Origin of the sequence: Paenibacillus oleatilyticus (genome assembly GCF_018998565.1) — a bacterium.
GTDB lineage: Bacteria > Bacillota > Bacilli > Paenibacillales > NBRC-103111 > Paenibacillus_G > Paenibacillus_G oleatilyticus.
The window spans coordinates 1-25,833 of sequence record NZ_JAHNZO010000008.1 but is presented as its reverse complement, the minus strand read 5'-3'; the positions used below and the strand labels follow the sequence as shown (position 1 = coordinate 25,833).

Sequence of the window (25,833 nt, the reverse complement as noted above, 5' to 3'; positions counted from 1 at the left end):
GGCCGACCTTTTTATTGCGCGTATGTAATACTTCAATTAAAAAATAAGTTCCTTCTCCCGCTGCGTCAACCGCCGGCCCGCAATATCGACCACGAGCTTCCCGTCCGACAGCCCCCAGATGCGCGAGCCGAATTTTTCGGCGAGCTCCACCTGATGCAGACTGCAAAACACGAGAAGCTTATGCTTCTGGCAGATGGACTTGAAATCCTGCATGACGAGGCTGGCCGCCTCCGGGTCCAAACCGGATACCGGCTCGTCCGCAAATATGACCTTGGCTCCCTTGATCAGCGCCTTGCAGATCGCGACGCGCTGCTTCTCCCCTCCGCTCAGCTTCTCCACCGGCTCGTGCGCTTTGTCGAGCAGTCCCACTTTATCAAGGTAATCCATCGCTTCCATATGGTCGTCTTCCGAAACGGTATTCGTCAGAAAGCGCCACCACGATTTTTTGAACAGCAGCGCGCCGAGCACATTTTTCAAAGCCGTTTTTTTCAGATTCAGGCTCGGCTTTTCCTCCAGATAGGCCCACTGTTTGTTCAATTGAAACTTCTCCCAGGCTCCGGCGCCCGAAATATCCCTTCCGTCGTAAATATACTGGCCCTCGTTCCATTTTTCCTTCAGCATCAGGCACCGGAAAAAGGTCGTTTTGCCGCTCCCGCTTGCGCCGAGCAGCGCCACCAGCTCCCCCTCGTCCGCCTGAAAGCTGATGCGGTCCAGAACGCGCTGCCCGGATGGGAACGATTTGGTTAGATTGCGTACGATGATCATCCGTCCGAAGTCTCCTTTATTCGAGCCAAAGCAATAGCAGGCTTGTTGTGTCTTGGTATAAATATAACATGTTCTGCCACATAAAAACCATAAAGGAGCACATCCTATTAAATGCTTATCCCGTAGATCCCGAAGAGGAGGAATAACGCGTGAAGCACCAATTGGTCAAGCTCGTCTCCGATCAAGCGGGCATTACCGAAGGGCAGGCGGACAAAGCGGTCGTCGGTTATTTCAAAACCCGCCTCCCGGACGAAATGAACGATGAAATCGCCAACCTGGCCGTCGGGCACAATAACGACGCCGAAGCTTAGCAAATGCGAAAAACGGTAAAACTGCCCGTTCCCCGGGGTTTTACCGTTTTTGCTTGCAGCTCTTTGTCACATCCCCGTCGGTGCCGTTCTTCCGTTACTGGGGATTCGTCTCCTTCGGAATTTCATTCAAGTTCGGAGGCCGGTCCGCCGCTTTCCCGGCATGCATGATTGCTTCTTCTTCCGTAAATTTGTTCTCCTTGAAATTCGGATTGTTTTTCGTATTCGCCTTGGCGCTGTCCATGTTCGGCTCACCTCCAATCGACCGTAATATACCGCTTCCCGGACGGAATTATACGGACCGCCGATTTTCCTTAAAGAAAACTTAATAATAGACTCGACAATCATTTACATATTTTACAACCGGATTGAATTATAATAGACTGATCATAGACTTACTATTTTTACAGCGTTAGGATGGGGTCTGAAACCGATGGAAGAAGCGGAAATGAGACGGCATTTGGAGCGAATGCAGATGCAGCTTTACTCACTCGTGGAAGAAAAAGGTAGCTTCGTCGATCCCCGGGTAGTAGAGCTTAGCCAAAAAATAGATCGTCTGATCTTGTCCATCCAACGTCTTCGGATGCAGGAACGGATAAAATAACCGGGGCCGAACAGGCCTCTTTTTTGTGCCCTGCACTTGCAATAGGTTACATGGTATGTTATATTGAAACCAAGGAAAATCAAGGATTTTTCCGACAACTACACTTAAGTTCCCTGCCAAATACAGCTTATTGATGCACTCTCAAACCCTAATGAGAAGGAGCGATGCACCATGAGTTACGAAGTACGCGAGCCGCAGGAGAAAAAAATTTCCGTCGAGCTGACCTTGAACGAAGCTTTGGCATTGACCGGCGTTCGATTCCGGCAAAACCATAAACTGGAAGTCGATGCGATGCAAAAAATTAAAAAGCAGCTCGAAGAGCAAATCATTGACAAGCGCCGTAACCTGCAATAACCGAACAGAATTGTGAAACGACATCCGGACCCCGTTTCTGCAAGCCCTTGCAGCGGGGTCTTTATTTGTTTGCCCCGCTTTTTTCGTTATAATAAGGTCATGCTACAGAGAAGTAAAGGAGAACTGAAGATGAAACAACACATTGCCTCGACCATCGATCTGCACGCCCCGTCGTTCACGGAGATTTCCCGCTATATCGGCGAGAACCCCGAGCTGGGCCACGAGGAATGGAAGGCGTCGGCACGCCTGATCGAAGCGTTGAAGGAGCACGGCTTCACCGTACAAGCTCCTTACGCCGGTCTGCCGACGGCATTTCTCGGGACGTACGCCGCAAGCAAGCCGGGCCCGACCGTCGCCTTCCTGTGCGAGTACGACGCGCTGCCGGAGCTGGGACATGCTTGCGGACATCACCTGATCTGCGTCATGGGCCTTGCGGCGGCCGTCGGGCTGAAAGCGGTCATCGACCAGCTCGGCGGAACGATCCGGGTTTACGGCACACCTGCTGAGGAGACAAAGGGTGGGAAGGTCGATATGGCGGCCGCCGGCCTGTTCGGCGACGTCGACGTCGCCTTGATGGCTCACCCGTACTATGCGTATGAGAAATCGGGGAGCTCGCTCGCCATGGATGCGCTGGAATTCGAGTTTTTCGGCAAGGCGGCCCATGCCGCGGCAAGCCCGTATGAAGGCGTCAACGCGCTGGACGCCGTGCTGCTCCTGTTCCAATCGATCGGCGCACTGAGGCAGCAGCTTCGGAGCCATGCGCGGATTCACGGCATCATCACCGAGGGCGGCAAAGCCCCAAACATTATTCCGGATTACGCGGCTGCGCAGTTTTATGTACGATCCGCAAACCGTCCCTACACGGACGAAACCGTGCAAAAGGTAATCCGCTGTGCGGAAGGCGCCGCACTGCAAACCGGTTGTACGATGAAATGGTCTAATTATGAGTACTCCTATGACGAACTGATAACGAATACCCCTTTGTCGGACACGTTTACCCGCAATCTCGTCGGTCTGGGCATCCGGGAAGACGAGATCGAATATGGCAAGGACCACGGTTCTCTCGATCTGGGGAACGTATCGCGGCATTGCCCGTCGATCCACCCGTACGTCAAGGTCGTCGACGAAAAGCATTTGCTGCACACGAAGGAATTCCGCGATCTGGCCATGCTGCCCCGGGCCTTCGAAGGCATGCTGCTCGGCGCCAAAGCGCTGGCGTACACCGCTTACGATGTACTGGCCGACCCTGCCCTGCTGCAGTCGATCCGCGACGAATTCGAACGCAGTGTGAACGCTGCCGAATAAACGAAACGCCAAAAAGCCGCGACCCGGTTTCGAACCGGACGTTCGCGGCTTTACTTTTTAATAAGACTATGGTTAGAGCACCTTGGCCAAAAATTCTTTCGTCCGCGGATGCTGCGGATTCGAGAAGATGTCGGCCGGATTGCCCTGCTCTACGATCTTTCCGCCATCCATGAAGATGAGGCGCTTGCCGACTTCCCTGGCAAAGCCCATCTCATGCGTGACGACGACCATCGTCATGCCTTCGGCTGCCAGCTCCTTCATCACGTCCAGCACCTCGCCGACCATTTCCGGATCGAGCGCCGAGGTCGGCTCGTCGAACAGCATGACGGCCGGCGACATCGCAAGCGCCCGAGCAATCGCGATCCGCTGCTTCTGTCCGCCGGACAGCTGCGACGGGTAGCTGGACGCTTTGTCCGCCAGTCCGATGCGCCGCAGAAGCTGCTGCGCAATCTTGTCCGCCTCCGGCTTGCTGACGTTTTTCAGCTTCTGGGGAGCCAGCGTGATGTTCTCCTGCACGGTCATATGCGGGAACAGGTTGAACTGCTGGAACACCATGCCCATCCGCTGCCGCAGCTGATTGATATCGTGCTTGCCGCGCAGCAGCGACACGCCGTCGAATTCGATGTCCCCTCCCGTCGGCATCTCCAGAAGGTTCAGGCAGCGCAAAAACGTACTTTTGCCCGATCCGCTCGGTCCGATGACGACGACGACCTCGCCTTTCGCGATCTCGATATCGATTCCGGTCAATACATGGTTAGATCCGAACGACTTTTGTAAACCGGTTACTTTAATCAGAGGACTTCATCCTCCTTTCCGCAACGCCGAGCAGCTTAGTCAGCGTGAACGTCATGATGAAGTAAATGATCGCCGCCAGGATGAGCGGCTCAAACGGCTGGAACGTATTGCCCCGCACCGTATCGGCTTTGTACATCAGCTCGCCGATCCCGATGACGGAAACGATAGACGTTTCCTTGATCACCACGATAAATTCGTTGCCGAGCGCCGGGAGAATGTTGCGCAGCGCCTGCGGCAAAATGATAAAGCGCATCGCCATCGCGTGCGGCATTCCGAGGGAGCGGGCCGCTTCCATTTGTCCCTTGTCGATCGACTGAATTCCCGCGCGGAACGTCTCCGCCACGTATGCGGCGCTGTTGATGGACAACGCGATAATTGCCGCCATCATATCGGGAAATGATGAACCGATTCCCGGCACCTCGGGAAATTGAATGCCCAGTTTCGGCAGCCCGTAATAAAAAATGTACAGCTGCACAAGTATCGGCGTCCCGCGGATGAACTCGATATAGGAAACCGCGAACGCTTTAAGCGGCCAAAAGCGGGACATGCGCATCAAGGCAATGACCATGCCGAGCAGCACCCCGAAAATGACGGTGAAGATGGACAAAATAAGCGTCATCTTCGCTCCGTCGATAAAAAACATGTAGTATTTGGATAAAAATGAAAAATCCATGCGTTCCCCCCCTTTCTATCAAATAAGCGTTATAACCGAACAAAAACCCGCCGGAGAATTCCGCTCAGGTTTTTGTCGGAGTGCTGCAAGGACGGACGGTCCCGTGCCCTCTTGCTTATTGCGTATCGACTTGCTCGTTCGCGTCCGCTACCATTTTATCGATGGACTTGGCGCTCATCAGGCGGTCCAACGTTTTGTTCATCGCTTCCACGAGATCAGAGCTGCCTTTTTTCACGGCAATGGCCGATCCGCTGTCTTCCGTACTCAGCTTAATGTCCGCAAGAACCAGATCTTTGTTTTTGCTAAGGTAAGCTTCGGCTACCGGCTGCTCAACGACGAGAGCTTCGACTTTCTTGTTTTTCAGCTCCAGCATCAAGTCGGAAATTTTGCCGAGCGCCTTCAGCTCGGAACCTGGCAATTGTTCTTTAATGATTTTTTCTTGCGTCGCACCCTTTTGGCCGGCGACTTTCTTACCTTTCAGATCGTCGATGGACTTGTATTTATCCTTGTCCTCCGCGCGGACAGCCACGCGTTGGATAGCGGTGTAGTAGATTTTGGAGAAATCCACGTTCTTCTTGCGTTCTTCCGTCGGCGTCATACCGGCGAGAATAAAGTCGATGTTGCCGGAATCCAGAGCGGCAAGCAGACCTTCGTATTTCATATCTTTGATTTCGAGCGTAACACCGAGGTCTTTGGCAATCTCTTTGGCGATCTCGATATCAAAGCCGATGATTTCATCCTTTTTGTTGATTTCCTTGTGGAACTCGTACGGTGGATAGTCGGCGCTCGTGCCTAATACGATTTTGCCCGCTTTTTTGATTTGTTCAAGCTTGGAGTCCTTGGACGCCGGTGTCGTTGCGGCCGCATCTCCCCCGGTTGCCGGCTTGTCGGCGGTCGTAGCTGCAGGCTTCGTGCCGCATGCGGATACGATCAGCGTAAAGCAGAGGAGCATGAAGATGATGGCTTTGTTTTTAGTCACTGGTCAAATCTCCTTTCTCTTTAACTTGTACATTATATAATAGACGTTCGCCATTTACAATCCGTATATGCATGTTCATGAATAAAGCATGGAATAGAACTAGGAATTATGGAACAAAATAACATTCACATGTCGACCGGACTACCGGAGGCTTTCTTCTATCCCAAAGACCTAACCCTCTCTCCTGGAAAGGTGGTTCGACAGGCTTGGAAGCGAAAAAAACGCGGGATCTGGCAGCCGTTTCCTCCATTCCGCTCATCATGACTTTGGGCAATTCCATGCTTATTCCCATTTTACCCGCCTTAGAGCGAACGCTGCACGTAACCTCCCTTCAAATCAGTCTGCTGATCACGGTATATTCCGTCATCGCTATCGTCCTGATTCCGATTGCCGGTTATTTGTCGGACCGTTTCGGACGCAAAAAAATCATCATCCCCAGCCTCTTGATCGCCGGAGCGGGTGGATTGCTTTGCGCCTTGGCGCCGTGGCTCAATGAGAATGCGGCCTACCCCCTCATTCTGGCAGGCCGGTTCATCCAAGGAATCGGCGCTGCAGGAGCCGCCCCGATCGTCATGCCGCTGGTGGGCGACATGTTCCAAAAAGAAAGCGACGTCAGCAGCGGGCTTGGGATGATCGAAACCTCGAATACGTTCGGTAAAGTGCTCAGTCCGATTATAGGCTCGCTGCTTGCGTTATGGACTTGGGTCGCCGTCTTTTACGCGATTCCGGCACTGTGTCTCGTCTCGGTCCTGATGGTCGGTTGCCTGGTCCGGACACCGAAATCCGAGAGCAAGCAAGACACAAGCTTCCGCAGCTTTGCCGCCATGTTAAGGATGATCGCCCGCAACGAGGGACGGTGGCTTGCCGCCATATTTGTCATCGGGGTCATTGCGATGTTCGTCTTGTTCGGCATCCTGTTCTACTTGTCGGAAACGTTGGAGGAACAGTTCGGAATTCGGGGACTGGCCAAAGGGTGCTTGCTCGCCGTGCCTTTATCGGCTTTATGTCTGGCGTCGTTTCTGGCCGGCAAAGCGATCGGGGAAAATAAACCGCGGATGAAATGGCTGACGGTGGCCGGGCTCGTTCTTCTAGGAGCGGCGCTTGTCTGTATGGCGTTGCCCGGCATAACCAGTCTCTGGCTGCTGTTTGTATGGGTCGGCCTTGGCGGCATCGGAATCGGCATCGCTCTCCCCTGTCTGGATTCTTTGATTACGGAAGGAATCAAAAAGGAGCAGCGGGGTACGGTGAGTGCGGTGTATAGCAGCATGCGCTTTATCGGGGTGGCTGCCGGACCGCCGTTCATCTCCGTCGGAATCAAATGGCCGTCGGCCGTGCTGTTCGGGCTGCTTGCAGGTACCGTATTCGTCGGGGTGCTCGTTGCGCTGTTCGCGATTAAGCCCGCTCAAGTGGCGGCAACAGCAAAAAGCCGTTGAGTCTTCCGCTCAACGGCCGCGGTGTGGCGGGGATGACGCTTATCCAACGAGCTTGGGCTTCGTCATAAAATCGAACAGCTGCTTGGTCAAGCCGCCCTTGCCGAATTTCAAATACGTTCCTTTCGTCCGATCCTGCGGCTGCAGCGAGGCCAGAAAGGCCAGGAGGGCCTGGCGGCGCTGGACAATATCCCGCACGCCGAACCGGTACAGCCACTCGTCAATCGTATTGTAAATGCCCCGATTGAGGCCATAGCGTTCAAAGCAATGCGTGACGAACCGGTGATCGGGAAGCTGAAGCACGTCATCCTCATCGAACTGCCCGGAAAGGGAGGTATAGGTAAGCATTCACATTCACTCCTTGTTTTTTCTTTAAATGGTAAACGAATAATCTTGCCTCAGCGCCGGAACGCCGGACGGGACCTTTTCCGGTTCCGATCCCATCACGCGATCCAGAATCATCTTTTCGTAGTAGGCAAAGCCGCTGTCTCGTTCCCGAGGCCGGGCCAAAGATATCGGGATATTCAGGGCAATCGCGCCGTCCTCGATGAGCACGACCCGGTCGGCCAGCGCGACGGCTTCGCTGACATCGTGCGTGACGAGAACGGCGGAGAAGCCCTGCTCCAGCCACAGCCGTTCGATCAGCCGCTGCATTTCGATGCGGGTGAGCGCATCAAGCGCGCCCAGCGGCTCGTCAAGCAGCAGCAGGCGCGGAGCGCCGGCCAGCGCCCGGGCGAGCGCGATTCGCTGCTTCTGTCCGCCGGACAATACCCCGGGCCATTCGCCGGCCCGCTCCTCCAAGCCGACCAAGCGAAGCGCTTCGCGCGCCTTCCCCTGGTCCCCCGACTTCGCGCCGATCTGCACGTTCGCCAGCACTTTTTTCCACGGAAGCAGCCGGGCTTCCTGGAACAGCAGCCTCGTGTCGGGGTCGATTCCTTCAAGCTCCCTCCCGTCCAACAGCATGGTGCCTTCGTCGGCCGTTTCCAACCCGCCCACGAGCCGCAGCAGCGTGCTTTTCCCGCAGCCGCTTCGGCCGACGACGGCCACAAACTCGCCCGCATTTAAATCTAGCGTAATCTCTTTCAGTACGGCACGATCTCCGAACCGCTTGGTCACACGGCGGATATTCAGTTGGATGCCGCCTTGTCTTACACTCATACGGAACCCTCCTTCGGTTCAAGGTCAGGCTTTCTTAAAATTCGGATGCCATTGCAGCCAGCGCCGCTCGAGCCCTTTGGCCATCGCGTCCGACAGCTTCCCAAGCAACGCGTAGATGATGATGCTGAGCACCACGACGTCCATTTGCATGAACTCCCGCGCATGCATCGCCATATAGCCGATGCCCGAATCTGCGGAGATTGTCTCGGCGACGATCAGCGTGATCCACATGATCCCAAGCGCGTAACGCACCCCGACCAGAATGCTGGGAAGCGCACCGGGCAGGATGACCTGCCAGAACAGCGGGAGGCCCTGCAAGCCGTATACTTTGCCCATTTCAATCAAGCCCGGATCGACAGTGCGGATACCGTGAAACGTATTGAGGTAAACCGGAAAGGCGCAGCCCAGCGCGACCAGAAACAGCTTCGCCTCCTCCCCGATGCCGAACCATAGAATGACGAGCGGAATGAGGGCCAAATGCGGGATCGTGCGGATCATCTGCATGGACGAGTCGGTCAGCTTCTCCAGCAGCGGCGACACCCCGTTCGCGAGTCCGAGCGCCAGGCCGATCCCCCCGCCGACAGCAAAGCCGAGCAATGCCCGCTTCGCGCTGATCCCGATATGTTGAACCAGCGTGCCCTTCTCGGCAAGCGGAATAAATGCCTGAATGACCTGCAAAGGCGTCGGCAGAATGCGGGTCGAGATGAGCCCGATCTGTCCTAGCGTCTGCCATATCAACACAATGGCGACCGGAACGAGCCAGGGCAGCCAGCCTTTAGCGCGCGAGTCGCGGAATGCGGCCTTCATCGGCTTGCACCTCGTTTTCTGTGACAAATAAGGGGGCTTGCTTCGTCGGCAGGTCGTTGTTGGCGATAATTTCGCCGAACGGACTTGCCGAGGAAACGCCGGCGACTGCGGCTTCCGATTCACCGAAGCTCCCCGCCGGATTGCGCTTCAACGGCAGCAGCGGGAACACCAGTTCCGCCATCCGGTAAGCCTCTTCCAGATGCGGGTAACCGGATAAAATAAACGTGTCGATGCCCAGCTCCGCATATTGCTTCATCCTGGCCGCCACTGTCTCGGGGTCTCCGACGAGCGCCGTTCCCGCGCCGCCGCGCACCAGGCCGATACCCGCCCACAGATTCGGGCTGATCTCCAGCCCTTCTCGTTTCCCGCTATGCAGCTCCGCCATCCTGCGTTGGCCGACGGAGTCGAAACGGGCGAACACCTGCTGCGCTTGCGCGATCGTCTCGTCATCCACATAGCGGATCAGCTCATCGGCTGCGTTCCAAGCCTCCTGCTCCGTCTCCCGGACGATAACATGGAGCCGGATGCCGAACCTCACCTGCCGTCCCTTCGCTTCGGCCAGCTTGCGCACCCGCTTGATTTTATCCTCGACCTGAGCCGGTGGCTCGCCCCAGGTCAAGTACACGTCAATATGCTCCGCTGCGATTGACTGGGCGATGTCGGAGGAGCCGCCGAAATAAAGCGGAGGATGCGGCTTTTGCAGCGAGGGGTACAGCAGCGTACCGCCTTTGACGGTCAAATAGTCGCCCTCGAAGGTGACTTCCCCGTCCTCGAGCCCCTTCCGCCATATGTGCAAAAATTCGTCCGTCAGCTCATAGCGCGACGCATGATCGAGGAACAAGCCGTCGCCGGCGTTTTCGACCGGATCCCCACCGGTGACCACGTTGATCAGCAGCCGCCCGCCGGACAGACGGTCCAGCGTCGCAGCCATACGGGCCGACAGCATCGGCGACATCAGTCCCGGGCGAATAGCAACCAGATACTTGAGACGCTTGGTCTCCGGCACGAGCGCCGAGGCGACGATCCATGCGTCTTCGCACGACTTCCCCGTCGGCAGCAGCACGCCTCCGTATCCGAGCCGATCGGCCGCCTGGGCGATTTGACTCATATAGGATAAATCAACGGCGCGGGCTCCCTTCAGCGTGCCCAAGTAGCGTCCGTCTCCGTGTGTCGGGATAAACCAGAACACTTCCATCGTCCGTCCTCCTTTCCGGGTTGTTGTTACGAGTCTAACAATGCTTCGCTCACCTTGATCGCTTTGGGGATGAGGCCGATTTGCAGAAACGTATCCGCCACGCGCTGCTGCTCGGCGATCACTTGCCCGTTGATCGGCAGCAAGCCGTATTCACGCCTTCCCATGGCGAGCTCCAGCGACGGAATATCGATGCCGAGCTGCGGCGACAAAAGCTGCGCCACTTCCTGCGGATTCGCCTTCGCCCAAGCGCCGGCCTTGTTCAATTCCTCCAACAGGATGGCGGTGATCTCTTTGTTCCGTTCGGCAAACGGGCGGGATGCCAAATAAAACTCGTAGTTGGACACCACGTCTTTCCCGTCCGCTAATACTCTGGCCTTGGCGGATGTCTGCACGGAGGCAAAATACGGGTCCCAGATGACCCAAGCGTCCACGCTGCCCCGCTCGAAAGCGACCCTGGCATCAGCCGGAGGCAGAAACACCGTGCGAACGTCGGAATAGCTCAAACCGGCTTGTTCAAGCAGCTTCACGAGCAAATAATGAACGTTGGACCCTTTGTTTAATGCGACCTTTTTGTCCTTCAAATCCTTGACGCTTTGAATCGGCGACGATTCAGGCACGACGATCGCTTCGCTGGCCGGCCTTGCCTGCTCATACGCCAAATAAACCAAGGGCGCTCCGGCCGCCTGCGCGAAGATCGGGGGCGCTTCGCCCGTATGCCCGAAATCGATGCTGCCTACATTGAGCGCCTCTAGCAGCTGCGGACCGCCGGGAAACTCCGTCCACGTCACCGTGTAGCCCGCCTCTTGCAGCCTCTGATCAAGCTTCCCTTGCGCCTTGAGAAAGTTCACGGTGCCGTACTTCTGGTACCCGATCCGCACCTGCTTCACTTTTTCATCCTTCTCGTCGACAGCTCCCGCGGTTCCGCCCGGTCCGGATTTAGCCGCTGTCGCGCAGCCGGCTGCAACGGCCACCAGCAGAACTGCCAGCAAAGCCAAAGCGAACGGTCTCGCCCCCAGCTTCCGTCTCATACGACGGCTCCCGGGGTCCGTTCCACGTACAACCGCGCTTCGCGCGTAAAATCCAGCGCGGACTGGCGAAGTCGTGCTTCCAGCTCCTCGGCCACCTCGAACCCGCCTTCCTCCTTGCGCTTCACCTGTGTATCGAGCGCGTACACGCCTTGCAGCTGGTTGCGCGCCCCGAGCGCCGACAACACCGGCTTCAGCGCATAATCGATCGCCAGCAGGTGTGCGGCCGAACCGCCGATGGCAACCGGCAGAATCACTTTCCCTTCGAGTCCCCGCTGCGGAATCAGATCCAGGAAAGCTTTCAATACGCCGGTGTAGGCTGCTTTGTAGATCGGAGTGGCCACGACGAGGCCGTCTGCCTGCTCGATGAGCCGGTTCGCCGCACTAATAGCGGGGCTGTCGAACCTGGTGTACACCAAATCCTCGGGCGGCAGCTCGTGGACGCGAATCCACTCCGGACGCAGCCCTTCCTGCTGCAGCACCGATTCAAGCGATTGCAGTACGCCGTTCAGCCGGGAGGCCGGGGACGGACTGCCGGAAATAATAACAAGTTTAGCCATGGTCATACACTCCTTTTGCTTGTTTTAAAGCGAAAAAAGAAAAGAAAGAGACCTCCGGCGAACCGCACGGCAATGTGCCAAAGCAGTTCGGGAGGTCTCCAGCGGTTCGGTGGACCCGTTCGCATCAAGGGGTGCGCTTATGTTGTTTTTGTTCGGGCAGATGGCGCTGGGATGCCGAATCCGATTCAAAACGTTTGCGTTCCGTACGTTCGATCTGCACGATCCGTCCGTCATGCACGACGATCTGCACCGTACCGTATTCGAGTCCGTTGACACTTTGAAGGATGCGTTTCGTCCAAAGTTCATCCACATCGAGCGGTTTAGCCATCCTAATCCCTCCAGATTTAATGTTTTTTATTCCTATGTGTTAAGTAGGTTTTGTATGTTAAAAAAATGCGCATACCCGTCAAATCGTCCAATCGTTCCACTCGTTTTTGCGTTTGTCGATGTACAGCAGCCAATCCCTTGTTTTGGTCAACAGCTGCTCTTTGGCCAGACTGCCCGTAAACGTATGATCGGCCTGGAAAATAACTTCTTTCTCGCACTGTCCCTGGCTGCGCAGCCAGAACAGCTTCTGGTACAAAAAGCAGTAATCGACGGGAATCACGTCATCTGCCGTACCGTGAACGAGCAGGACGTCGCCGTTAAATTTGCGAAGCTGCTCGAATGGCTGGTGCTGCGACAAGGATTCGAAGAAAACCGGCTGCAGCGCATACCCGAGGTGATCCGCCGAGCCGCATTGAACGGCCGTCTCGTACGTTTTCTTTCCGGTGATGTTCACGATATCGTTAAACGGATACGCGACGGCCGACCAGAGCACGAGCGATTTCACCCGTTTGTCCCGGGCGGCGGTCAGGATGGCGACGGCTCCGCCGAGGCTGTGTCCGAGCAGCACGACCCGCTGCGGGTCAACGCAGTCGATATCGAGTGCGTAATCGAGGACGGTACGTGTCTGGTCGATCAATGCGTTCAGCCCTCCGGCGCCGTAGTCGCCCGTGCTTTCGCCGCAGCCGCCGTAGTCGAAACGGAGCACCATGTAGCCATGACGGGCAAATTCCCGCGCCGCCAGGACGAACAAGCGGTCGACGCCGATTCGCGTGCCGACGAACCCGTGGCATATGACGATGATCGGATAACGGCCCGAACCGCACCCTTTTCCGCCCTCCTCTTCCGCCGACGGATAATGGAGGGTGGCCGCCAGTTCGTATTGTTCGCTTCGTATCGTAATGTGGTGTTCCATCATCGACTACCCCTTTCTGCGGACCTCTTTCAATTAAATATGCACCGGCATCGGGTCGGTTTTCAAAGTGTTTTCCAATGTCAAATGTTCCTCTTCGTTGAACAGGTACAAGCGGTGAATCAACACGCTCACCCGGTTTCCGGCATGAAGCTGCGGCAGCTCCAGCGAGCGGTAAGCGAACAGCTTCTCGCTGCCGAGCGCCACTTCGATCTGCCAATTCGTTCCGCGGAAGTAGACGTTCTTGACGACGCCCTGCTCGGCTGCGGACGGGAAAGGCAGCTCGCCGGGCAAACCGACCTCGATAAATTCCGGGCGGATAATCGCTTTCGCGCCCTCGATCGCCCCGGCAGCCGGAAAGCCTTTGAGCGCCGTGGCATCTTCGAGCTGATTCGATTCGCCGATGAAATTCGCCACAAACGGCGTTTCCGGCTGCTTGTAAATTTCAATCGGCGTGCCCTGCTGCTCCAGACGGCCTTGATTGATAATCATGATCTGATCGGCCACCTCGACGGCTTCCTCCTGGTCGTGCGTGACGAAGATGGTCGTAATGCCGACGCGGTCGATCATTTCCTTCAACCAGGTACGCAGTTCTTTGCGTACCTTGGCGTCGATGGCGGCAAACGGCTCATCCAGCAGCAGGAGCTGCGGCTCGGGTGCGATGGCGCGGGCAAAAGCGACACGCTGCCGCTGTCCGCCGGAAAGCTGGTGCGGCAGCCGCTTCTCAAGCCCTCCCAAGCCGGTCAGCTCGATCAGTTCCTGCACGCGCTGCTTGATCTGAGCCTTGCTGCGCTTCTGAACCGTCAGCCCGAAGGCGATGTTGTCGAATACGCTCATGTGTCGGAACAGCGCGTAGCTCTGGAACACGAAGCCGATGCCGCGCGCTTGCGGCGGAAGCGAGTTGACCTTCTGCCCGTGAAAGAGGATGTCGCCCGAATCCGGCTCCTCCAGTCCGGCGAGCATGCGAAGGATCGTCGTTTTCCCTCCTCCGCTCGGTCCGAGCAGACCGATCAGCTTCCCTTTTTCAATCTCAAAGCTGACATCTTTGGTCGCTTGAAAGCTGCCGAAGCTTTTCGTCAAATGTTTGGCCACAATATGCATGATCAGGTCTCTCCTTCCCGGCTGAGCTGCTGCTGATGGTGCTTCCACTCGATGACGCTTTTGACGACCAGAGTGACCACCGCAAGCAGGACGAGCAAAGACGCCATGGCGAACGCGCCGGCAAAATTATATTCGTTGTACAAGATCTGAATATGCAGCGGCATCGTGTTCGTCGATCCGCGAATATGACCGGAGACAACCGACACGGCGCCGAATTCTCCCATGGCGCGGGCGTTGCACAGGATAACTCCGTACAGCAGCCCCCACTTGATGTTGGGGAGCGTGATCTTCCAGAAGATGCGCCACCCTTTGGCACCGAGCGTCACCGCCGCCTCTTCCTCCAGCGTCCCTTGAGCCTGCATCAGCGGCAGCAGCTCCCGGGCGACGAACGGGAAGGTAACGAATACCGTGGCGAGCACGATACCCGGCAATGCGAAAATGATCTTGAGATCGTTCTCCTGCAGCCACGGGCCGAACCAGCCTTTCGCGCCGAACAGCAGGACGAAGATCAGGCCCGAAATCACCGGGGACACCGCAAACGGCAGGTCGATGAGCGTGATCAGCAGATTTTTCCCTTTAAATTGGAACTTCGTGATCGCCCATGCTGCGGCTAGCCCGAACAGCAGGTTAAGCGGCACTGCGATGACGGCAACGAGCAGCGTCAAACGAATGGCAGCGGCCGCATCGGACTCGATCAGCGAAGCCGCATACACCTCCCAGCCTTTGCGGAACGCTTCGACGAAGACGCTGACCAAAGGCAGAATGAGCAGAAATCCCAAAAACAACAACGCGACGGTAATGAGCGCCCATTTCACGATCCGGGGCTCGGTAATGTGACGCGGACGTTCGGCGGCGGCCGAACCCGATTTCACTGCGGTGGCTACGTAACCGGCCATAGTCTTCCTCTCCTCCCCGGCTTATGCCGATGTGACATGGCGGTTCGCCCGCCATTGCAGCAGATTGATGATGAGCAGCGTCACGAAGGAAATGACCAGCATGACCAAGGCGATTGCCGTCGCACCGGCGTAATCGTACTGCTCCAGCTTCGTCATGATCAGGAGCGGCGCGATCTCGGTCTTCATCGGCATATTGCCGGAGATGAACACGACCGAACCGTACTCTCCCACCGCCCGGGCGAACGCCAACGTAAAACCGGTCAGCAGCGCAGGCAGCAGCTCGGGGAACAGGATGCGGACGAACGTCTTCCAGCGGCTCGCGCCGAGGCTCACCGCCGCCTCCTCGACCTCCTTCTCCAGCTCTTCCATCACCGGCTGAAGCGTCCGGACGACGAACGGAATGCCGATGAACGTCAGCGCAAGCATGATGCCGAGCGGCGTAAAGGCGATTTTGATCCCCAGCGGCTCCAGCAGCTTGCCGACCCAGCCGTTCTGCGAATAGATCGTCGTCAGGGCGATCCCGGCGACGGCCGTCGGCAGCGCAAAAGGTAAATCGACGAGCGCGTCGACGATTTTTTTGCCCGGAAACGAGTACCGGACCAGCACCCAAGCGACGATGAAGCCGAAAACCGAATTCACAAGGGCGGCGCCGAACGCCGTGCCGAAGCTGATCTTATAGGAAGCGATGACCCGAGGGTCGGAAATCGTATGCCAGAACGCCTCCCAGCCCATCCCGGAGCTTTTAATGAAGATGGCCGACAAAGGGAACAGAACGATTAAACTCAAGTACAAAACAGTAAAACCCATCGATAAACCGAATCCGGGTAAAATACTGCGCTTTTTCCAAGCTTTGGCCATCGTCTATTCTCTCCCTGTCTGTTACGGTTTATAGATTTGGTCGAATACGCCGCCGTCGCTAAAATGCGTCTTTTGCGTTTTCGCCCAGCCGCCGAACGGCTCGTCATCGATGGTAAACAGGTTTACTTTGGAGAACTGGTTCTCGTATTTCTTCGCAACCGACTCCAGACGCGGACGGTAATAGTTTTTGGCCGCAATCTCCTGCCCTTCCTCCGAGTACAAATAGTCCAGATACGCCTGCGCCACTTCCCGGCTGCCTTTCTTGTCGACCACTTTGTCGACGACGGCGACCGGAGGCTCGGCAAGCACGCTGATCGATGGCGTGACGATCTCGAATTTGTCTTTGCCGAACTCGTTGATGGACAGATACGCTTCGTTCTCCCAGGCGATCAGCACGTCGCCGATGCCGCGCTGGACGAAGGTTGTGGTCGCATCGCGAGCGCCGGAATCGAGCACTGGGACGTTTTTGAACAACTGCTGCACGAATTCCTTTGCCTTGGCTTCGTCTTTATTGTTCTTCTGGTAGGCGTAGCCCCAAGCGGCCACATAGTTCCAACGGGCGCCGCCGGACGTTTTCGGGTTCGGCGTAACGACCTGCACGCCCGGCTTGATCAGATCGTCCCAATCCTTGATGCCCTTCGGGTTGCCTTTCTTCACGAGGAAGACGATGGTCGAAGTATACGGGGAGCTATTGTTTTTCAGCTTTTTCTGCCAATCCGCTTGAATCAGCCCCGCTTGCTGAACCGCGTCGATGTCGTAGGCCAGCGCAAGCGTCACCACATCCGCTTCCAGCCCGTCGATGACCGAACGGCCCTGTTTGCCGGAGCCGCCGTGCGATTGCTTGAAGGTGACGTCCTGCCCTTTCGTCTTCTTCCAATAGGCGGCGAACGCTTTATTGTAGCTTTGATACAGCTCGCGCGTCGGGTCGTACGAGACGTTAAGCAGTTCGATCGGCTTTGCCGCAGAAGCCGCAGGCTTCGTGCCGTCACCAGAAGCCGGGGCAGCTCCGCCCGAATCCGGTTTGGCTCCGCCGCAAGCCGTCAGCCCGACGAGCGATATCGTAAGTACGCTGAATAATGACCATTTACCGAACAACCGTAGCACGTGATTTGTGTGTGCGCGCATAACCTTTTCTCTCCCCATTTATCAATTCTGCTTATAATTTCCGTTTATCGGATCGGAGGGGCGGGTCAATCGCCCACAGCACATTATATGGCGTTCCGGTTGTCCGGTGACTAACTAATAATTCCGATAAACTTACTTAGTTATGTCAGTATATTAGCATCGGCCCTGTGTCCTGTCAATCGATTTTTTTGGGATTTTTTCACTGTTTAGGCATAAAAAAAGAGGAGCCAGATTGCTCCCCGTTCCCCTTGAACTTTGAAATTTTGGAATCGTCCCTGTGCTGCCGCTCTTTCCAGACTAGTGCCAATAATATTGCTCCACAACGACAGCCCCTACCAAGATTGCACCATTTAAATCGATCTGGCTCCGACTCATCTTTTCAAGTATTGCTGCGCAATAGTTTTTCGCCTCGGCAGCTCCCGTCGGGCCTGAAAAGGACGCCAAGTGTAGATGGTATTCTTGTGTTTCCGGCTTCCAATATTCCATAGGCACGGCTTCGTTCCGGAGAACGTACATTTCTCCCGTATGGTTCACAGACCACCCTTGATGCCCGTCCGAATCCATCAAAAATGCCCGTTCCAAGATCGTCAGCCCGGTGTACCCCATAGGCATCGCTTTGGACAACTCAAGGTTGTGGTAATCAAAATCGCTTAGATCGTCCGAAAGATAGGACAGGCATTTTCCCCGATTGGACAAATATGCAAAATAGTTCCCCTTCGCATCCCGCGAAAATACGTTATGCCGTGAATGCTTCGGATAATCGCAATACAATGACAAGTCCGCTTCCCCTTCCAGTCCCTGCAATTCCGCTTTTACGGCTGCAATTCCTTGACAAACAACACCCGGTCACGCCCTTTTCCGTCATAATCGGCCGTCACCTGCACTCCGTCTACTTCGCTGGTTCCCTGATCCATCCGGAAGCCCATGCGGGTGTGAAAGGCAATGGACGTTTTGTTTACCGGCGAGGTGACGCAGCGCACGATCTGGCATCCCTTCTCACGAGCCTTGTCGAAGAACATCCCGTACAGCCGCTTGGCGACGCCGTCTTTCCGATGCTCCGGATGCACGCCGATAAAGTGGATATAGGCCTGCTCCGGGTACGTCTGGGAGACAAAGCCGATTAAAAAGCCGACGATTTGACCGTCTTGTTCTGCTACAAAGCTTGTATCTTGAAAATGCTTAAAAAACAGCTTTGGCAGCATGTCGGTCATCGGCCGGCCGCCCCACCAATCGTCGATCACGGAGATAACAGAAGTGTAATCGGATTCGAGCACATGCCGGAAATGCATAGACGAACTCACTCTCCTTTTCATTTCTCTTCAAACAAAAGACAGCGCCCCTTCGTGGGTACACTGTCTTCCATGATGCCTGGCTGTATTAATGCTTTTGCGTTCCTGTCTCGCGGGATTCCGCCGGCGCGCAGTCGCCGCAGTAGCCCAAAATTTCAAACCGGTGATTGACGATTTGAAAATCGGACGGCAGATTGTCGATCTGCTTCATCGGGCAAAATTCGAAAGGCACCGTTTTCTCGCAGTTCATGCAAATAAGATGATGATGATGATGCGACTGGCAGCGGGCGCGGAACTTCAGTCCGTCGTTTAAGTAAATTTGTTCCAGAACGCCCATCTCGCTCAGCAGGCGCAGGTTGCGGTACACCGTATCGAAGCTGACACCGGGATAAGGCTGCTTCATATAATCATAAACGTCCTTGGGGGACAAATAGCCGGTCGATTCGGCGAACAAGGCGGCAAGGCTCTTCCGTTGGTCGGTAATGCGCCAGCCTTTGGCCGACATGGCCTTCAAAATATCTTGAACGGTCGACTGAACCTCATGCTCGTGATTTCCCATACCTACCTCTTCCCTATGAATACGCTATCGGATACTACTAATAATGCCTGAATCCGCAGCGGGAGTCAAGGTTACCGGCCTTCCAGAGCCGCCAGCTCGGCCTTCAGAAAGGACCGGTCAAAGTGCTCGCCGATAAACACCGCTACGCTGGGCAGCTCTTCCTTCGGCGCTATTTTCACGAAATCCATCTCGCGATACGCGTATTGGAACAAAAACGGACTAACTGTATCGGTGAACCGCAAAATGCCTTTGGCCCGGTATATTTCCTGCGGGAGCCGTCCGATCAGCGCTTCAAATTGCTCGCTATCCACCGGGTGTGCGAAGTAATGCGTATAGACCATCACATGCTCGTGGCTGTGATGATGCGCATCGCTTCCATGCTCATGATCATGACCTCCGGTTCCGCAGCCTTCGTCCGCCGCATGCTCATGTCCGCAGCCGCAAGCGGAAGCCGCCTGGTGCCGCTCCGCTACGCCGCCTTCGAGGCGGTCGAACAAGGACAGCTCGATCTCGCAGCGCACGGTCGGCAGGATCGGGGCTGCGGGATTCAGCTCCCGGATCAGCGTATCCAGACGAACGAGCTCCGCCGGGGGCACGAGATCCGTCTTGTTGAGCAAAATGCGCGTCGCGCAGCGGATTTGATCCTGCATGAGCCGGTACGTCTTGCCCACGGGATTGTGCGAGCGCTCGCTGAGCTGCGCCGCATCGACGACCGTAACGACCGACTTCAGCTCTACCTTCGTAAGAAGGGAGGCGTCCGTCACGCCGTCCAGCATCTCGATCGGGTTGGCCGCTCCCGTGCATTCCACGAACACAACGTCCGGCCGGTGCTCCTCGATCAGCTGCTTCAGCTCCATGCCCAGATCGCCGCGAATCGTACAGCAGATGCAGCCGCCGAGCATTTCGGTCATCGGCACGTCCTCGTCCACGAGCATCCCGTCCAGGTTCACGTCGCCCAGCTCGTTCATCAGAACGGCGGGCTTTTTGCCGCTCAGCTTATAATAGTCCAGCGCCCGGGTCAGCAGCGTCGTCTTGCCGCTGCCCAAAAATCCGGTCAAAATATGAACCGGAACCGTTCGTTCTTTCTTCAAATCGCTACACCGCTTTCCGTTTATGTTCGCAAGTTAGGTTGTTGCCCTACTTTTTTTCAAATTTTACTCCGTCCGCTCGGCTCTGTCAATTAATCGTAATTTTTATTATTAAATCTTGACCGGTCAAGTTACTTCAGCAATTCGAGGATCGTCGCGATAAAATGGTCCGCAACCGAACGTTCGGGACGGGATTTCATCAGCACGGTGAGTCCGATGACCGACACAAGCAAGGTGTGAGCCAGCGCCTTGGCGCTGCCGACTTGCTTCAGCTCTCCCGACCGTATGCCGCGTTCGATCGTTTCTTGAAACAGGGCAGCCAGGTACATCTGATGCTCCCTGGTGAGAACCTCGAATTTGACGTCATGCGGCGCAAGCTCCACCATGACGTTGATACAGAAGCATCCCTTGTTGGGCCCTTCCTCGTCCGCTTCCGCCGCAATCCCTTCGAAATAGGACCGGAACGCTTCCTTGACGGAAGAAGCGTTTTGCAGCTTGGACCGGACGTAGGAGGAGTGAGCGCGCGTATATTTGCGGAGCGCAGCTTCGAACAGCTCCTTCTTGTCTCCGAAGGCCGCATAAAGGCTTGGGCGCTGTATGCCCATTCCGGACGTGAGATCGCTTAAAGAAGTCGCTTCATACCCCTTCTCCCAAAATAGCCGCATCGCGGCATTCAAAGCCTTGTCTTCATCGAACGCTCTTGGCCGTACCATAAAAATAGCCTCATTTCATATCGATTAGTATATTATAATTTTAGGCCTTGAAACCGCCGTTGTCAAATTCGGCCGGCGTTCCGCAGACGAGTCTTTCCGAGAAATTCGGCCCGCTCTCCGGACAACCGGCCTCTTGACAGCAGCCTGCGCGAGAGTTATATTTACGAAGCAAATTACATACCAATCGGTATAATATACTTTTTGGTACAAATTATTCTTACTTGTCAGGAGGGTAAAACGATGGATAGGCTAGAAAAAAAGGCGGGGGTTCTTGCTGAGGACCGCAGCGGGGCAAGGCCGAAGGCGCCGCATGGAGGCTTGGCCGCAGAAGAACCGGCTTCTGCGCCGGCGATGTCCCGTTCCGCCGCGCTATTGTTTGCCATCGCCTGCGGGCTCGCTGTCGCCAACGTCTACTATGCGCAGCCGCTGCTCGACGCGATGGCAAGCGAGCTTGGCATTGACCGCGCAGCCGTAGGGGTTGTCATCACGGCCACTCAGATCTGCTATGCGCTGGGCCTGCTATTGCTCGTCCCGCTCGGCGATCTGGTGAACCGCCGGAAGCTGATCGTCGGCCAAATGCTGTTGTCCGTATTGGCGCTTATTGTGGTCGGCACCGCCTCTACCGCCGCCGTACTGCTCGCAGGCATGGGGTTGGTCGGCCTGCTTGCCGTCGTGACGCAGGCGCTCGTCGCCTACGCCTCGACGTTGGCGGCGCCTGCCGAGCGGGGCCGGGTCGTCGGTCTGGTAACGAGCGGTGTGGTGATCGGCATTTTGCTCGCCCGAACCGTCGCCGGGACGCTGACCGATCTCGCGGGCTGGCGTTCGGTATATTTCGTCTCCGCCGGATTGACGGTGCTCATGGCCGGGCTCCTGTTCCGGGTGCTGCCGCGGGAAGATCACGGGAAGGTGCCGATGACGTATCCGCAGCTGCTGCGCTCCGTATTCGCTTTATTCGTGCAGGAGCCGGTGCTGCGCATTCGCGGTATTCTCGCGATGCTTATTTTCGCCTCGTTCAGCGTGCTGTGGACCTCGCTTGTGCTGCCGCTCAGTTCGCCGCCGCTGTCGCTTTCCCATACCGTGATCGGATCGTTCGGGCTCGTAGGCGTAGCGGGAGCGTTGGCGGCGGCGCGTGCGGGACGGCTCGCAGATCGCGGCTTCGGACAGCGGACCACCGGTATCGCGCTGACGCTGCTGCTGGTTTCGTGGCTGCCGATCAGTCTGACCGAACGCTCCCTCTGGGCCCTGATCGCCGGAGTGGTCCTCCTCGACCTGGCGGTGCAAGCCGTGCACGTCACCAATCAGGGCATGATTTACAACGTGCGCCCGGAAGCCCGCAGCCGTCTCGCCGGGGCGTACATGATCTTCTATTCGATCGGCAGCGCCGTCGGCTCGATTTCCTCGACGCTCATGTACGCGCGGGCCGGTTGGACCGGCGTCTGTCTGCTGGGCGCCGCCATAAGCGGTCTCGCGCTGCTGTTCTGGGGACTGACCCGGCGCTTGACGCCGGCATGAACTTGGACAATACCCCGTTTCTCCGGTAGTCCACTCCTTTTTTTTGAAGACTCATATGAATATATGGAGTCCATCGAAAAGGAGGTTGGGCCTATGCGTAATAAATGGAAAAAGCCAGCGTTCATTCTAGGTATTCTTGGTGGCGCGAAGCTTGCCTTGGGCAGCTTCGGATACGACATCCCCGATAATCTCATTAACGATATCGCGAATGGAGTCGGCGCCGTTCTCGTTCTCGTCGGCATTATTGTTGATCATGGCAAACCGAAAGACGGCACCGTATAACCATCCGATCTCCGCGGACTTAACGCCCTCGCATGCGAGAGGCGTTTCTTTTTTTGGGGTTATACGATGGAATATGTGCATGGCGGCAATAAATAAACCTTTTGGCAAATTTTTCTGCTATCCGGCTCATATAAATAACTCTGAAGACTTTGAAAGCATGCTCCGTAAGCTCCCCGGACTTCAAATTTGAATCTGCGGAACATGAAGCGTACTATGGGAGGAAACGTTTCTAATTAAGAAGAAATCGATTAAGCGATTACCGCTTGTATGAAGGAAAGCGAGGGATACGCATGTCTGTCGGAACTCCGAGTCGGCCTACGATTCAAATCGATCCGACCTTTGCTTATTATCTCGGCCGTTCTCCCGAAAGCGTCGCCTCCGAGCTGGAATTGGCCGGATTCCGTACCGTGCGCTATTTTGTAACGGATGAAACCCGGGTGAACGGCAGGCTCGTAGCGGCTCTTCGCGAGCGCGGCATGGACGTCTGGGCGATGGTGATCGGCAACGGGACGTACACGACCGAAAATTTGCCTCCAGATTGGCCGGAGTGGCAAATGACGCTGCTGAAGCCGGTCAACGACGGGTTTACCCGGCTATCTCCTTTCAGCCATCGCTATGTGGCCTGGAAAAAAGCGGCGGCCGCCCATCTCGTCCGCACGCACCCGTTTACGGGCTTTGAGGTAGCCGAGCCGTATTTTCCCGAATGGAACGGACTGGCAAGCGGCGTGTACGGCGATGTCGGCCCGTATGCCAGGGCGGCATTCAAACAGTTCAGCGGCAGCGACATGCCGGAATTTCGTTACTCCTCCTCGCCCCTGTATTACAAAAAGGACCGCGGCCGCTACTTGCTATGGATCGAGTTTCGGGTTCAGGCGGTGAACGGATTTCTGAACGAGCTGATCAACGGAGTCGGCGGGGTCCGCGAAGCGAGACCCGATATCAAAATCGCGACGTGGTCCCTTGCGGTGGACGCCGGCCAAGACCCCGTCGGAGCGCTTCGCGAGTACCAGGGTGTGGATGCCGTTGAAATGATCCGGACGGTCCGCCCGGACGCCCACATCCTCCAGACCCATTGGCCTGACTGGATGCGCATGCATCTGCCGCCCGATTACATAAGACATTATCGGCCCTTCGTGGAAAGTATCCGAACCGTTCATCCGGGCATTCCGCTGGGCATCCAGACGGATATCGGCTCGCAGGCCCGGATGCGACGCAGCCGGGCCTGGATCCGCGAGTTCGCGAAATCGTCGGGCGAGCTCGGCTACCGGTTCTGGACGGCCTACGAGTATTCCATCGGCCTGCCGATGTATCGGGAACCGCCCCGGGTGCTGCGGGTCCACCGTCCAGACCGCCAGCTCGTCGTGCTGGAATTCTGCAAGCGTATCGATGCCGAATCCGCCGCAGAGCCTTCGCATTACCGCTGCGTCGCCGGCGGCCAGCCGCTGGAGCTTGCGATCCGCGTCATTCAAGCAGACGGTAACGTTGTTGTCTTGCAAGCGGATTTTCCCCGCGTATCGTTCGAGCTGTTCGCGGAAGGAATCCGCGATACTCCCGAGCTGCTGCTTATTCCCCACGAGCGGGGGAACGAATCGCCCCGAGGCTTTCCGGTACGGATTACGGGCTGGTACTAAGAGTTGGTCATTTCTCCGGTCGCGGGTTATAATGGAAGAAATCCACCAATCGACGGGAGATGAATGCAAGTTGACTTTATCGTCTTGGAAAGAAGAGCGGGCCAACGCCATCAGCCACGGCATCGGCGCCGCGCTCAGCGTCGGGGCTCTCGTTCTGCTGCTGCTTCATTCGCTGCAGAACGGCACGGTCTGGCATATCGTCAGCTTCACCGTTTTCGGCGTCTCGCTCATTCTGCTGTACGTCTGCTCCACCTTGCTGCATAGCGCCCGCAAGGCGCGCTGGATCGATCTGTTCGAAATTATGGACCACTCGGCCATCTACGTGCTTATCGCAGGCACCTATACCCCTTTCTTGCTCGTGACGATTCGCGGCCCTTTGGGATGGAGCTTATTCGGCGTCGTGTGGGGACTTGCGCTGCTGGGCATTGTGTTCAAGCTGTTTTTCGTCAAGCGATTTAATGTCCTCTCGACGCTGTTCTATATCGCGATGGGCTGGATGGTCATGTTCGCGTTTCGTCCGCTCCAGGAGCAGCTTCCCGCAGCCGGAATCGGCTGGCTGGTGGCCGGAGGCCTGCTGTACACGGTCGGCACGATCTTTTATTTATGGCGCAAGCTCCCTTATGCCCACACCGTATGGCACGTGTTCGTGCTGGGAGGAAGCATCTGCCACTTTTGCTCCGTCTATTTCTACGTGCTGCCCTGGTAATATCGGGCCGTCTATAACGGCAAAAAAGCTTTCACGCAGACGCTGCGGTGAAAGCTTTTTTTATTCAGCGGAGGCCGTTATTTGCGGAGACGCTTGAACCGGTAATACAGGAAGCAGCCGAGGCAAAAACCGCATAAAGCCGCGAGCGCGGCAAACGCCACGATGCCGGCGAGGACGTATCCGAGCCAGCCTCCCGGATTCACCCAGAACGCCAGCAGCGACAAGGTCAGCAGCAGGACGGCTACGGCGCTGTTGAACCGCAGCAGCTCCCGCGATTCGGTGCGGGCTCCTGCGACACGGCTGCGAAGCAGCGGGGCGGCGAGCTGCACGATCAGGTTGGCGCGAATGCCCTGCCATAAGCCGAGCACTTGAACCGCCCACAAGGCGGCGATCAGCGCCGGCTGGCGAAGCGCTACCGCAAGCGCAACCAGCAGGACAATGCCAGCCTGGTTCGCGCGGACGTACGGAATGGGAATTTCTTTCATAAGCGCTCGAATTCACCCCACGATAAAAATAGCTTTACTCGATCGGAAGTCTGCCTGGTCGGCGCCTGCTTGCCGCAGGCAAGACTTCTAAAAGGATACTGCTTCCAGCCTAAGCTGCCCCGTATTCGGGTCCTGCAGCACGAGCCGCCCTTCGACCGGCCGTCCCTGCTCGTCGACCAGCCTCATCAGTGCGGTGCGTCCGTGTTTCAGGAGATACGCGATGGCGGCGTCCGTCAGCGAAGCCCCGAAGCTGTCCTTCCAGATCACGAAGGTACAGCCGGTTTTATACGCGCTGCAGCCGTAGCCGCGCTTGCCGCGGATGATGCTGCCGCGGCAGCCCGCGCGCGGGCACGCGCCCAGCGCCGCCACCGGCGCAGCGGCGGCCGGCTGCGG

33 protein-coding genes are annotated in these 25,833 nt (G+C 56.6%); 9 read left to right on the top strand and 24 right to left on the bottom strand.

Going from position 1 to position 25,833, the window contains the following annotated elements:
• Nucleotides 1–36 precede the first annotated feature (36 nt).
• Nucleotides 37–765 (bottom strand): phosphonate ABC transporter ATP-binding protein, encoded by a 729-nt coding sequence (locus tag KQX66_RS12345; RefSeq protein ID WP_216792755.1) that lies wholly within the window; start codon nt 763–765, stop codon nt 37–39.
• 149 nt (nt 766–914) lie between these two features.
• Between KQX66_RS12345 and KQX66_RS12340 the strand changes: the two genes are divergently transcribed.
• Entirely contained in the window at nt 915–1,076 is a 162-nt protein-coding gene (locus tag KQX66_RS12340; protein ID WP_216792754.1) for a hypothetical protein, read from the top strand.
• A gap of 94 nt (nt 1,077–1,170) precedes the next feature.
• Here the strand turns inward: KQX66_RS12340 and KQX66_RS12335 are convergent, their stop codons facing one another.
• A complete protein-coding gene (locus tag KQX66_RS12335; protein ID WP_164827846.1) occupies nt 1,171–1,317 on the bottom strand; it encodes a hypothetical protein in 147 nt (48 codons plus the stop codon).
• A 189-nt stretch (nt 1,318–1,506) separates the two neighbouring features.
• Here KQX66_RS12335 and KQX66_RS12330 point away from each other — a divergent pair, with 189 nt between their 5' ends.
• From KQX66_RS12330 to KQX66_RS12320, 3 genes are all read left to right on the top strand, one after another.
• Nucleotides 1,507–1,677: an aspartyl-phosphate phosphatase Spo0E family protein gene (locus tag KQX66_RS12330; protein WP_010495356.1), complete on the top strand. Its 171-nt coding sequence runs from the start codon at nt 1,507–1,509 to the stop codon at nt 1,675–1,677.
• A gap of 171 nt (nt 1,678–1,848) precedes the next feature.
• Nucleotides 1,849–2,031: a hypothetical protein gene (locus KQX66_RS12325; RefSeq protein ID WP_163856323.1), complete on the top strand. Its 183-nt coding sequence runs from the start codon at nt 1,849–1,851 to the stop codon at nt 2,029–2,031.
• Nucleotides 2,032–2,160: 129 nt separating this feature from the next.
• A complete protein-coding gene (locus KQX66_RS12320) occupies nt 2,161–3,336 on the top strand; it encodes a M20 family metallopeptidase (protein ID WP_216792753.1) in 1,176 nt (391 codons plus the stop codon).
• A gap of 72 nt (nt 3,337–3,408) precedes the next feature.
• Here KQX66_RS12320 and KQX66_RS12315 read toward each other — a convergent pair whose 3' ends face one another.
• The 3 genes from KQX66_RS12315 to KQX66_RS12305 form a co-directional block, all read right to left on the bottom strand.
• Nucleotides 3,409–4,131, bottom strand: coding sequence for an amino acid ABC transporter ATP-binding protein (locus KQX66_RS12315; protein ID WP_054977566.1), 723 nt, complete (start codon nt 4,129–4,131; stop codon nt 3,409–3,411).
• Entirely contained in the window at nt 4,124–4,804 is a 681-nt protein-coding gene (locus KQX66_RS12310) for an amino acid ABC transporter permease (protein ID WP_216792752.1), read from the bottom strand. Before KQX66_RS12310 ends, KQX66_RS12315 begins: the two co-directional genes overlap by 8 nt.
• 115 nt (nt 4,805–4,919) lie before the next feature.
• Nucleotides 4,920–5,783: a transporter substrate-binding domain-containing protein gene (locus KQX66_RS12305; RefSeq protein ID WP_216792751.1), complete on the bottom strand. Its 864-nt coding sequence runs from the start codon at nt 5,781–5,783 to the stop codon at nt 4,920–4,922.
• Between the two features lie 206 nt (nt 5,784–5,989).
• On the opposite strand from KQX66_RS12305, the gene KQX66_RS12300 reads away from it, so the two are divergent.
• Nucleotides 5,990–7,216 (top strand): MFS transporter, encoded by a 1,227-nt coding sequence (locus KQX66_RS12300; protein WP_216792750.1) that lies wholly within the window; start codon nt 5,990–5,992, stop codon nt 7,214–7,216.
• Between the two features lie 39 nt (nt 7,217–7,255).
• Here the strand turns inward: KQX66_RS12300 and KQX66_RS12295 are convergent, their stop codons facing one another.
• The 17 genes from KQX66_RS12295 to KQX66_RS12215 all read right to left on the bottom strand — a co-directional run bounded on the left by KQX66_RS12295 (nt 7,256) and on the right by KQX66_RS12215 (nt 20,824).
• Nucleotides 7,256–7,561: an RNA-binding protein gene (locus KQX66_RS12295; protein WP_216792749.1), complete on the bottom strand. Its 306-nt coding sequence runs from the start codon at nt 7,559–7,561 to the stop codon at nt 7,256–7,258.
• 24 nt (nt 7,562–7,585) lie between these two features.
• A complete protein-coding gene (locus KQX66_RS12290; protein ID WP_216792748.1) occupies nt 7,586–8,371 on the bottom strand; it encodes an ATP-binding cassette domain-containing protein in 786 nt (261 codons plus the stop codon).
• Nucleotides 8,372–8,395: 24 nt separating this feature from the next.
• Nucleotides 8,396–9,178, bottom strand: coding sequence for an aliphatic sulfonate ABC transporter permease SsuC (gene ssuC / locus KQX66_RS12285; protein WP_216792747.1), 783 nt, complete (start codon nt 9,176–9,178; stop codon nt 8,396–8,398).
• A complete protein-coding gene (gene ssuD / locus KQX66_RS12280) occupies nt 9,147–10,373 on the bottom strand; it encodes an FMNH2-dependent alkanesulfonate monooxygenase (protein WP_216792746.1) in 1,227 nt (408 codons plus the stop codon). The genes ssuC and ssuD overlap by 32 nt, the downstream gene beginning before the upstream one ends.
• Before the next feature lie 26 nt (nt 10,374–10,399).
• Nucleotides 10,400–11,401 carry a sulfonate ABC transporter substrate-binding protein gene (locus tag KQX66_RS12275; protein ID WP_216792745.1) on the bottom strand — a complete coding sequence of 334 codons (1,002 nt, stop codon included), beginning with the start codon at nt 11,399–11,401 and terminating at the stop codon, nt 10,400–10,402.
• Nucleotides 11,398–11,958 carry an NADPH-dependent FMN reductase gene (gene ssuE, locus KQX66_RS12270; RefSeq protein ID WP_216792744.1) on the bottom strand — a complete coding sequence of 187 codons (561 nt, stop codon included), beginning with the start codon at nt 11,956–11,958 and terminating at the stop codon, nt 11,398–11,400. The genes KQX66_RS12275 and ssuE overlap by 4 nt, the downstream gene beginning before the upstream one ends.
• Before the next feature lie 124 nt (nt 11,959–12,082).
• Complete coding sequence (locus KQX66_RS12265) at nt 12,083–12,286, bottom strand: YezD family protein (protein WP_010495331.1); 204 nt, start codon at nt 12,284–12,286, stop codon at nt 12,083–12,085.
• Nucleotides 12,287–12,364: 78 nt separating this feature from the next.
• Nucleotides 12,365–13,198, bottom strand: coding sequence for an alpha/beta hydrolase family protein (locus KQX66_RS12260; RefSeq protein ID WP_216792743.1), 834 nt, complete (start codon nt 13,196–13,198; stop codon nt 12,365–12,367).
• A gap of 33 nt (nt 13,199–13,231) precedes the next feature.
• Entirely contained in the window at nt 13,232–14,296 is a 1,065-nt protein-coding gene (locus tag KQX66_RS12255; RefSeq protein ID WP_216792742.1) for an ABC transporter ATP-binding protein, read from the bottom strand.
• 2 nt (nt 14,297–14,298) lie between these two features.
• Nucleotides 14,299–15,192 carry a sulfate ABC transporter permease subunit CysW gene (cysW, locus tag KQX66_RS12250; protein WP_063180655.1) on the bottom strand — a complete coding sequence of 298 codons (894 nt, stop codon included), beginning with the start codon at nt 15,190–15,192 and terminating at the stop codon, nt 14,299–14,301.
• 21 nt (nt 15,193–15,213) lie between these two features.
• Nucleotides 15,214–16,050 (bottom strand): sulfate ABC transporter permease subunit CysT, encoded by an 837-nt coding sequence (gene cysT / locus KQX66_RS12245; RefSeq protein ID WP_216792741.1) that lies wholly within the window; start codon nt 16,048–16,050, stop codon nt 15,214–15,216.
• A gap of 21 nt (nt 16,051–16,071) precedes the next feature.
• Entirely contained in the window at nt 16,072–17,175 is a 1,104-nt protein-coding gene (locus tag KQX66_RS12240) for a sulfate ABC transporter substrate-binding protein (protein WP_216792740.1), read from the bottom strand.
• A gap of 297 nt (nt 17,176–17,472) precedes the next feature.
• Nucleotides 17,473–17,952, bottom strand: coding sequence for a hypothetical protein (locus KQX66_RS12235; RefSeq protein ID WP_216792739.1), 480 nt, complete (start codon nt 17,950–17,952; stop codon nt 17,473–17,475).
• A gap of 35 nt (nt 17,953–17,987) precedes the next feature.
• Nucleotides 17,988–18,464, bottom strand: a complete 477-nt coding sequence (locus tag KQX66_RS12230; RefSeq protein ID WP_216792738.1) for a GNAT family N-acetyltransferase — start codon at nt 18,462–18,464, stop codon at nt 17,988–17,990.
• A gap of 88 nt (nt 18,465–18,552) precedes the next feature.
• The gene (locus KQX66_RS12225; protein WP_216792737.1) at nt 18,553–19,023 is read right to left on the bottom strand and encodes a Fur family transcriptional regulator; all 471 of its coding nucleotides are present in this window, start codon (nt 19,021–19,023) and stop codon (nt 18,553–18,555) included.
• A 71-nt stretch (nt 19,024–19,094) separates the two neighbouring features.
• Nucleotides 19,095–20,114 (bottom strand): CobW family GTP-binding protein, encoded by a 1,020-nt coding sequence (locus KQX66_RS12220; protein ID WP_216792736.1) that lies wholly within the window; start codon nt 20,112–20,114, stop codon nt 19,095–19,097.
• Nucleotides 20,115–20,242: 128 nt separating this feature from the next.
• Entirely contained in the window at nt 20,243–20,824 is a 582-nt protein-coding gene (locus KQX66_RS12215; RefSeq protein WP_216792735.1) for a TetR/AcrR family transcriptional regulator, read from the bottom strand.
• A gap of 351 nt (nt 20,825–21,175) precedes the next feature.
• On the opposite strand from KQX66_RS12215, the gene KQX66_RS12210 reads away from it, so the two are divergent.
• The 4 genes from KQX66_RS12210 (at nt 21,176) to trhA (ending at nt 24,955) form a co-directional block, all read left to right on the top strand.
• Nucleotides 21,176–22,336 (top strand): MFS transporter, encoded by a 1,161-nt coding sequence (locus KQX66_RS12210; protein WP_438804191.1) that lies wholly within the window; start codon nt 21,176–21,178, stop codon nt 22,334–22,336.
• Nucleotides 22,337–22,429: 93 nt separating this feature from the next.
• Nucleotides 22,430–22,618, top strand: coding sequence for a hypothetical protein (locus KQX66_RS12205; RefSeq protein WP_216792733.1), 189 nt, complete (start codon nt 22,430–22,432; stop codon nt 22,616–22,618).
• Nucleotides 22,619–22,908: 290 nt separating this feature from the next.
• Nucleotides 22,909–24,249: an N-acyl-D-glucosamine 2-epimerase gene (locus tag KQX66_RS12200; protein ID WP_216792732.1), complete on the top strand. Its 1,341-nt coding sequence runs from the start codon at nt 22,909–22,911 to the stop codon at nt 24,247–24,249.
• A 31-nt stretch (nt 24,250–24,280) separates the two neighbouring features.
• Nucleotides 24,281–24,955 (top strand): PAQR family membrane homeostasis protein TrhA, encoded by a 675-nt coding sequence (trhA, locus tag KQX66_RS12195; protein ID WP_216792731.1) that lies wholly within the window; start codon nt 24,281–24,283, stop codon nt 24,953–24,955.
• Nucleotides 24,956–25,032: 77 nt separating this feature from the next.
• Here trhA and KQX66_RS12190 read toward each other — a convergent pair whose 3' ends face one another.
• Nucleotides 25,033–25,440: a DUF4395 domain-containing protein gene (locus KQX66_RS12190; protein WP_216792730.1), complete on the bottom strand. Its 408-nt coding sequence runs from the start codon at nt 25,438–25,440 to the stop codon at nt 25,033–25,035.
• Nucleotides 25,441–25,527: 87 nt separating this feature from the next.
• The gene (locus tag KQX66_RS12185; protein ID WP_216792729.1) at nt 25,528–25,707 is read right to left on the bottom strand and encodes a hypothetical protein; all 180 of its coding nucleotides are present in this window, start codon (nt 25,705–25,707) and stop codon (nt 25,528–25,530) included.
• Between the last annotated feature and the right edge of the window lie 126 nt (nt 25,708–25,833).

Excerpts from the sequence above, each read along its gene's own strand:
- KQX66_RS12345 (WP_216792755.1), bottom strand. The coding sequence starts at position 765 with ATGATCATCGTACGCAATCTAACCAAATCGTTCCCATCCGGGCAGCGC.
- KQX66_RS12335 (WP_164827846.1), bottom strand. The coding sequence starts at position 1,317 with ATGGACAGCGCCAAGGCGAATACGAAAAACAATCCGAATTTCAAGGAG.
- KQX66_RS12330 (WP_010495356.1), top strand. The coding sequence starts at position 1,507 with ATGGAAGAAGCGGAAATGAGACGGCATTTGGAGCGAATGCAGATGCAG.
- KQX66_RS12325 (WP_163856323.1), top strand. The coding sequence starts at position 1,849 with ATGAGTTACGAAGTACGCGAGCCGCAGGAGAAAAAAATTTCCGTCGAG.
- KQX66_RS12320 (WP_216792753.1), top strand. The coding sequence starts at position 2,161 with ATGAAACAACACATTGCCTCGACCATCGATCTGCACGCCCCGTCGTTC.
- KQX66_RS12310 (WP_216792752.1), bottom strand. The coding sequence starts at position 4,804 with ATGGATTTTTCATTTTTATCCAAATACTACATGTTTTTTATCGACGGA.
- KQX66_RS12295 (WP_216792749.1), bottom strand. The coding sequence starts at position 7,561 with ATGCTTACCTATACCTCCCTTTCCGGGCAGTTCGATGAGGATGACGTG.
- KQX66_RS12290 (WP_216792748.1), bottom strand. The coding sequence starts at position 8,371 with ATGAGTGTAAGACAAGGCGGCATCCAACTGAATATCCGCCGTGTGACC.
- ssuC (WP_216792747.1), bottom strand. The coding sequence starts at position 9,178 with ATGAAGGCCGCATTCCGCGACTCGCGCGCTAAAGGCTGGCTGCCCTGG.
- ssuD (WP_216792746.1), bottom strand. The coding sequence starts at position 10,373 with ATGGAAGTGTTCTGGTTTATCCCGACACACGGAGACGGACGCTACTTG.
- KQX66_RS12275 (WP_216792745.1), bottom strand. The coding sequence starts at position 11,401 with ATGAGACGGAAGCTGGGGGCGAGACCGTTCGCTTTGGCTTTGCTGGCA.
- ssuE (WP_216792744.1), bottom strand. The coding sequence starts at position 11,958 with ATGGCTAAACTTGTTATTATTTCCGGCAGTCCGTCCCCGGCCTCCCGG.
- KQX66_RS12265 (WP_010495331.1), bottom strand. The coding sequence starts at position 12,286 with ATGGCTAAACCGCTCGATGTGGATGAACTTTGGACGAAACGCATCCTT.
- KQX66_RS12260 (WP_216792743.1), bottom strand. The coding sequence starts at position 13,198 with ATGGAACACCACATTACGATACGAAGCGAACAATACGAACTGGCGGCC.
- KQX66_RS12255 (WP_216792742.1), bottom strand. The coding sequence starts at position 14,296 with ATGCATATTGTGGCCAAACATTTGACGAAAAGCTTCGGCAGCTTTCAA.
- cysW (WP_063180655.1), bottom strand. The coding sequence starts at position 15,192 with ATGGCCGGTTACGTAGCCACCGCAGTGAAATCGGGTTCGGCCGCCGCC.
- cysT (WP_216792741.1), bottom strand. The coding sequence starts at position 16,050 with ATGGCCAAAGCTTGGAAAAAGCGCAGTATTTTACCCGGATTCGGTTTA.
- KQX66_RS12240 (WP_216792740.1), bottom strand. The coding sequence starts at position 17,175 with ATGCGCGCACACACAAATCACGTGCTACGGTTGTTCGGTAAATGGTCA.
- KQX66_RS12230 (WP_216792738.1), bottom strand. The coding sequence starts at position 18,464 with ATGCATTTCCGGCATGTGCTCGAATCCGATTACACTTCTGTTATCTCC.
- KQX66_RS12225 (WP_216792737.1), bottom strand. The coding sequence starts at position 19,023 with ATGGGAAATCACGAGCATGAGGTTCAGTCGACCGTTCAAGATATTTTG.
- KQX66_RS12215 (WP_216792735.1), bottom strand. The coding sequence starts at position 20,824 with ATGGTACGGCCAAGAGCGTTCGATGAAGACAAGGCTTTGAATGCCGCG.
- KQX66_RS12210 (WP_438804191.1), top strand. The coding sequence starts at position 21,176 with ATGTCCCGTTCCGCCGCGCTATTGTTTGCCATCGCCTGCGGGCTCGCT.
- KQX66_RS12205 (WP_216792733.1), top strand. The coding sequence starts at position 22,430 with ATGCGTAATAAATGGAAAAAGCCAGCGTTCATTCTAGGTATTCTTGGT.
- KQX66_RS12200 (WP_216792732.1), top strand. The coding sequence starts at position 22,909 with ATGTCTGTCGGAACTCCGAGTCGGCCTACGATTCAAATCGATCCGACC.
- trhA (WP_216792731.1), top strand. The coding sequence starts at position 24,281 with ATGGAAGAAATCCACCAATCGACGGGAGATGAATGCAAGTTGACTTTA.
- KQX66_RS12190 (WP_216792730.1), bottom strand. The coding sequence starts at position 25,440 with ATGAAAGAAATTCCCATTCCGTACGTCCGCGCGAACCAGGCTGGCATT.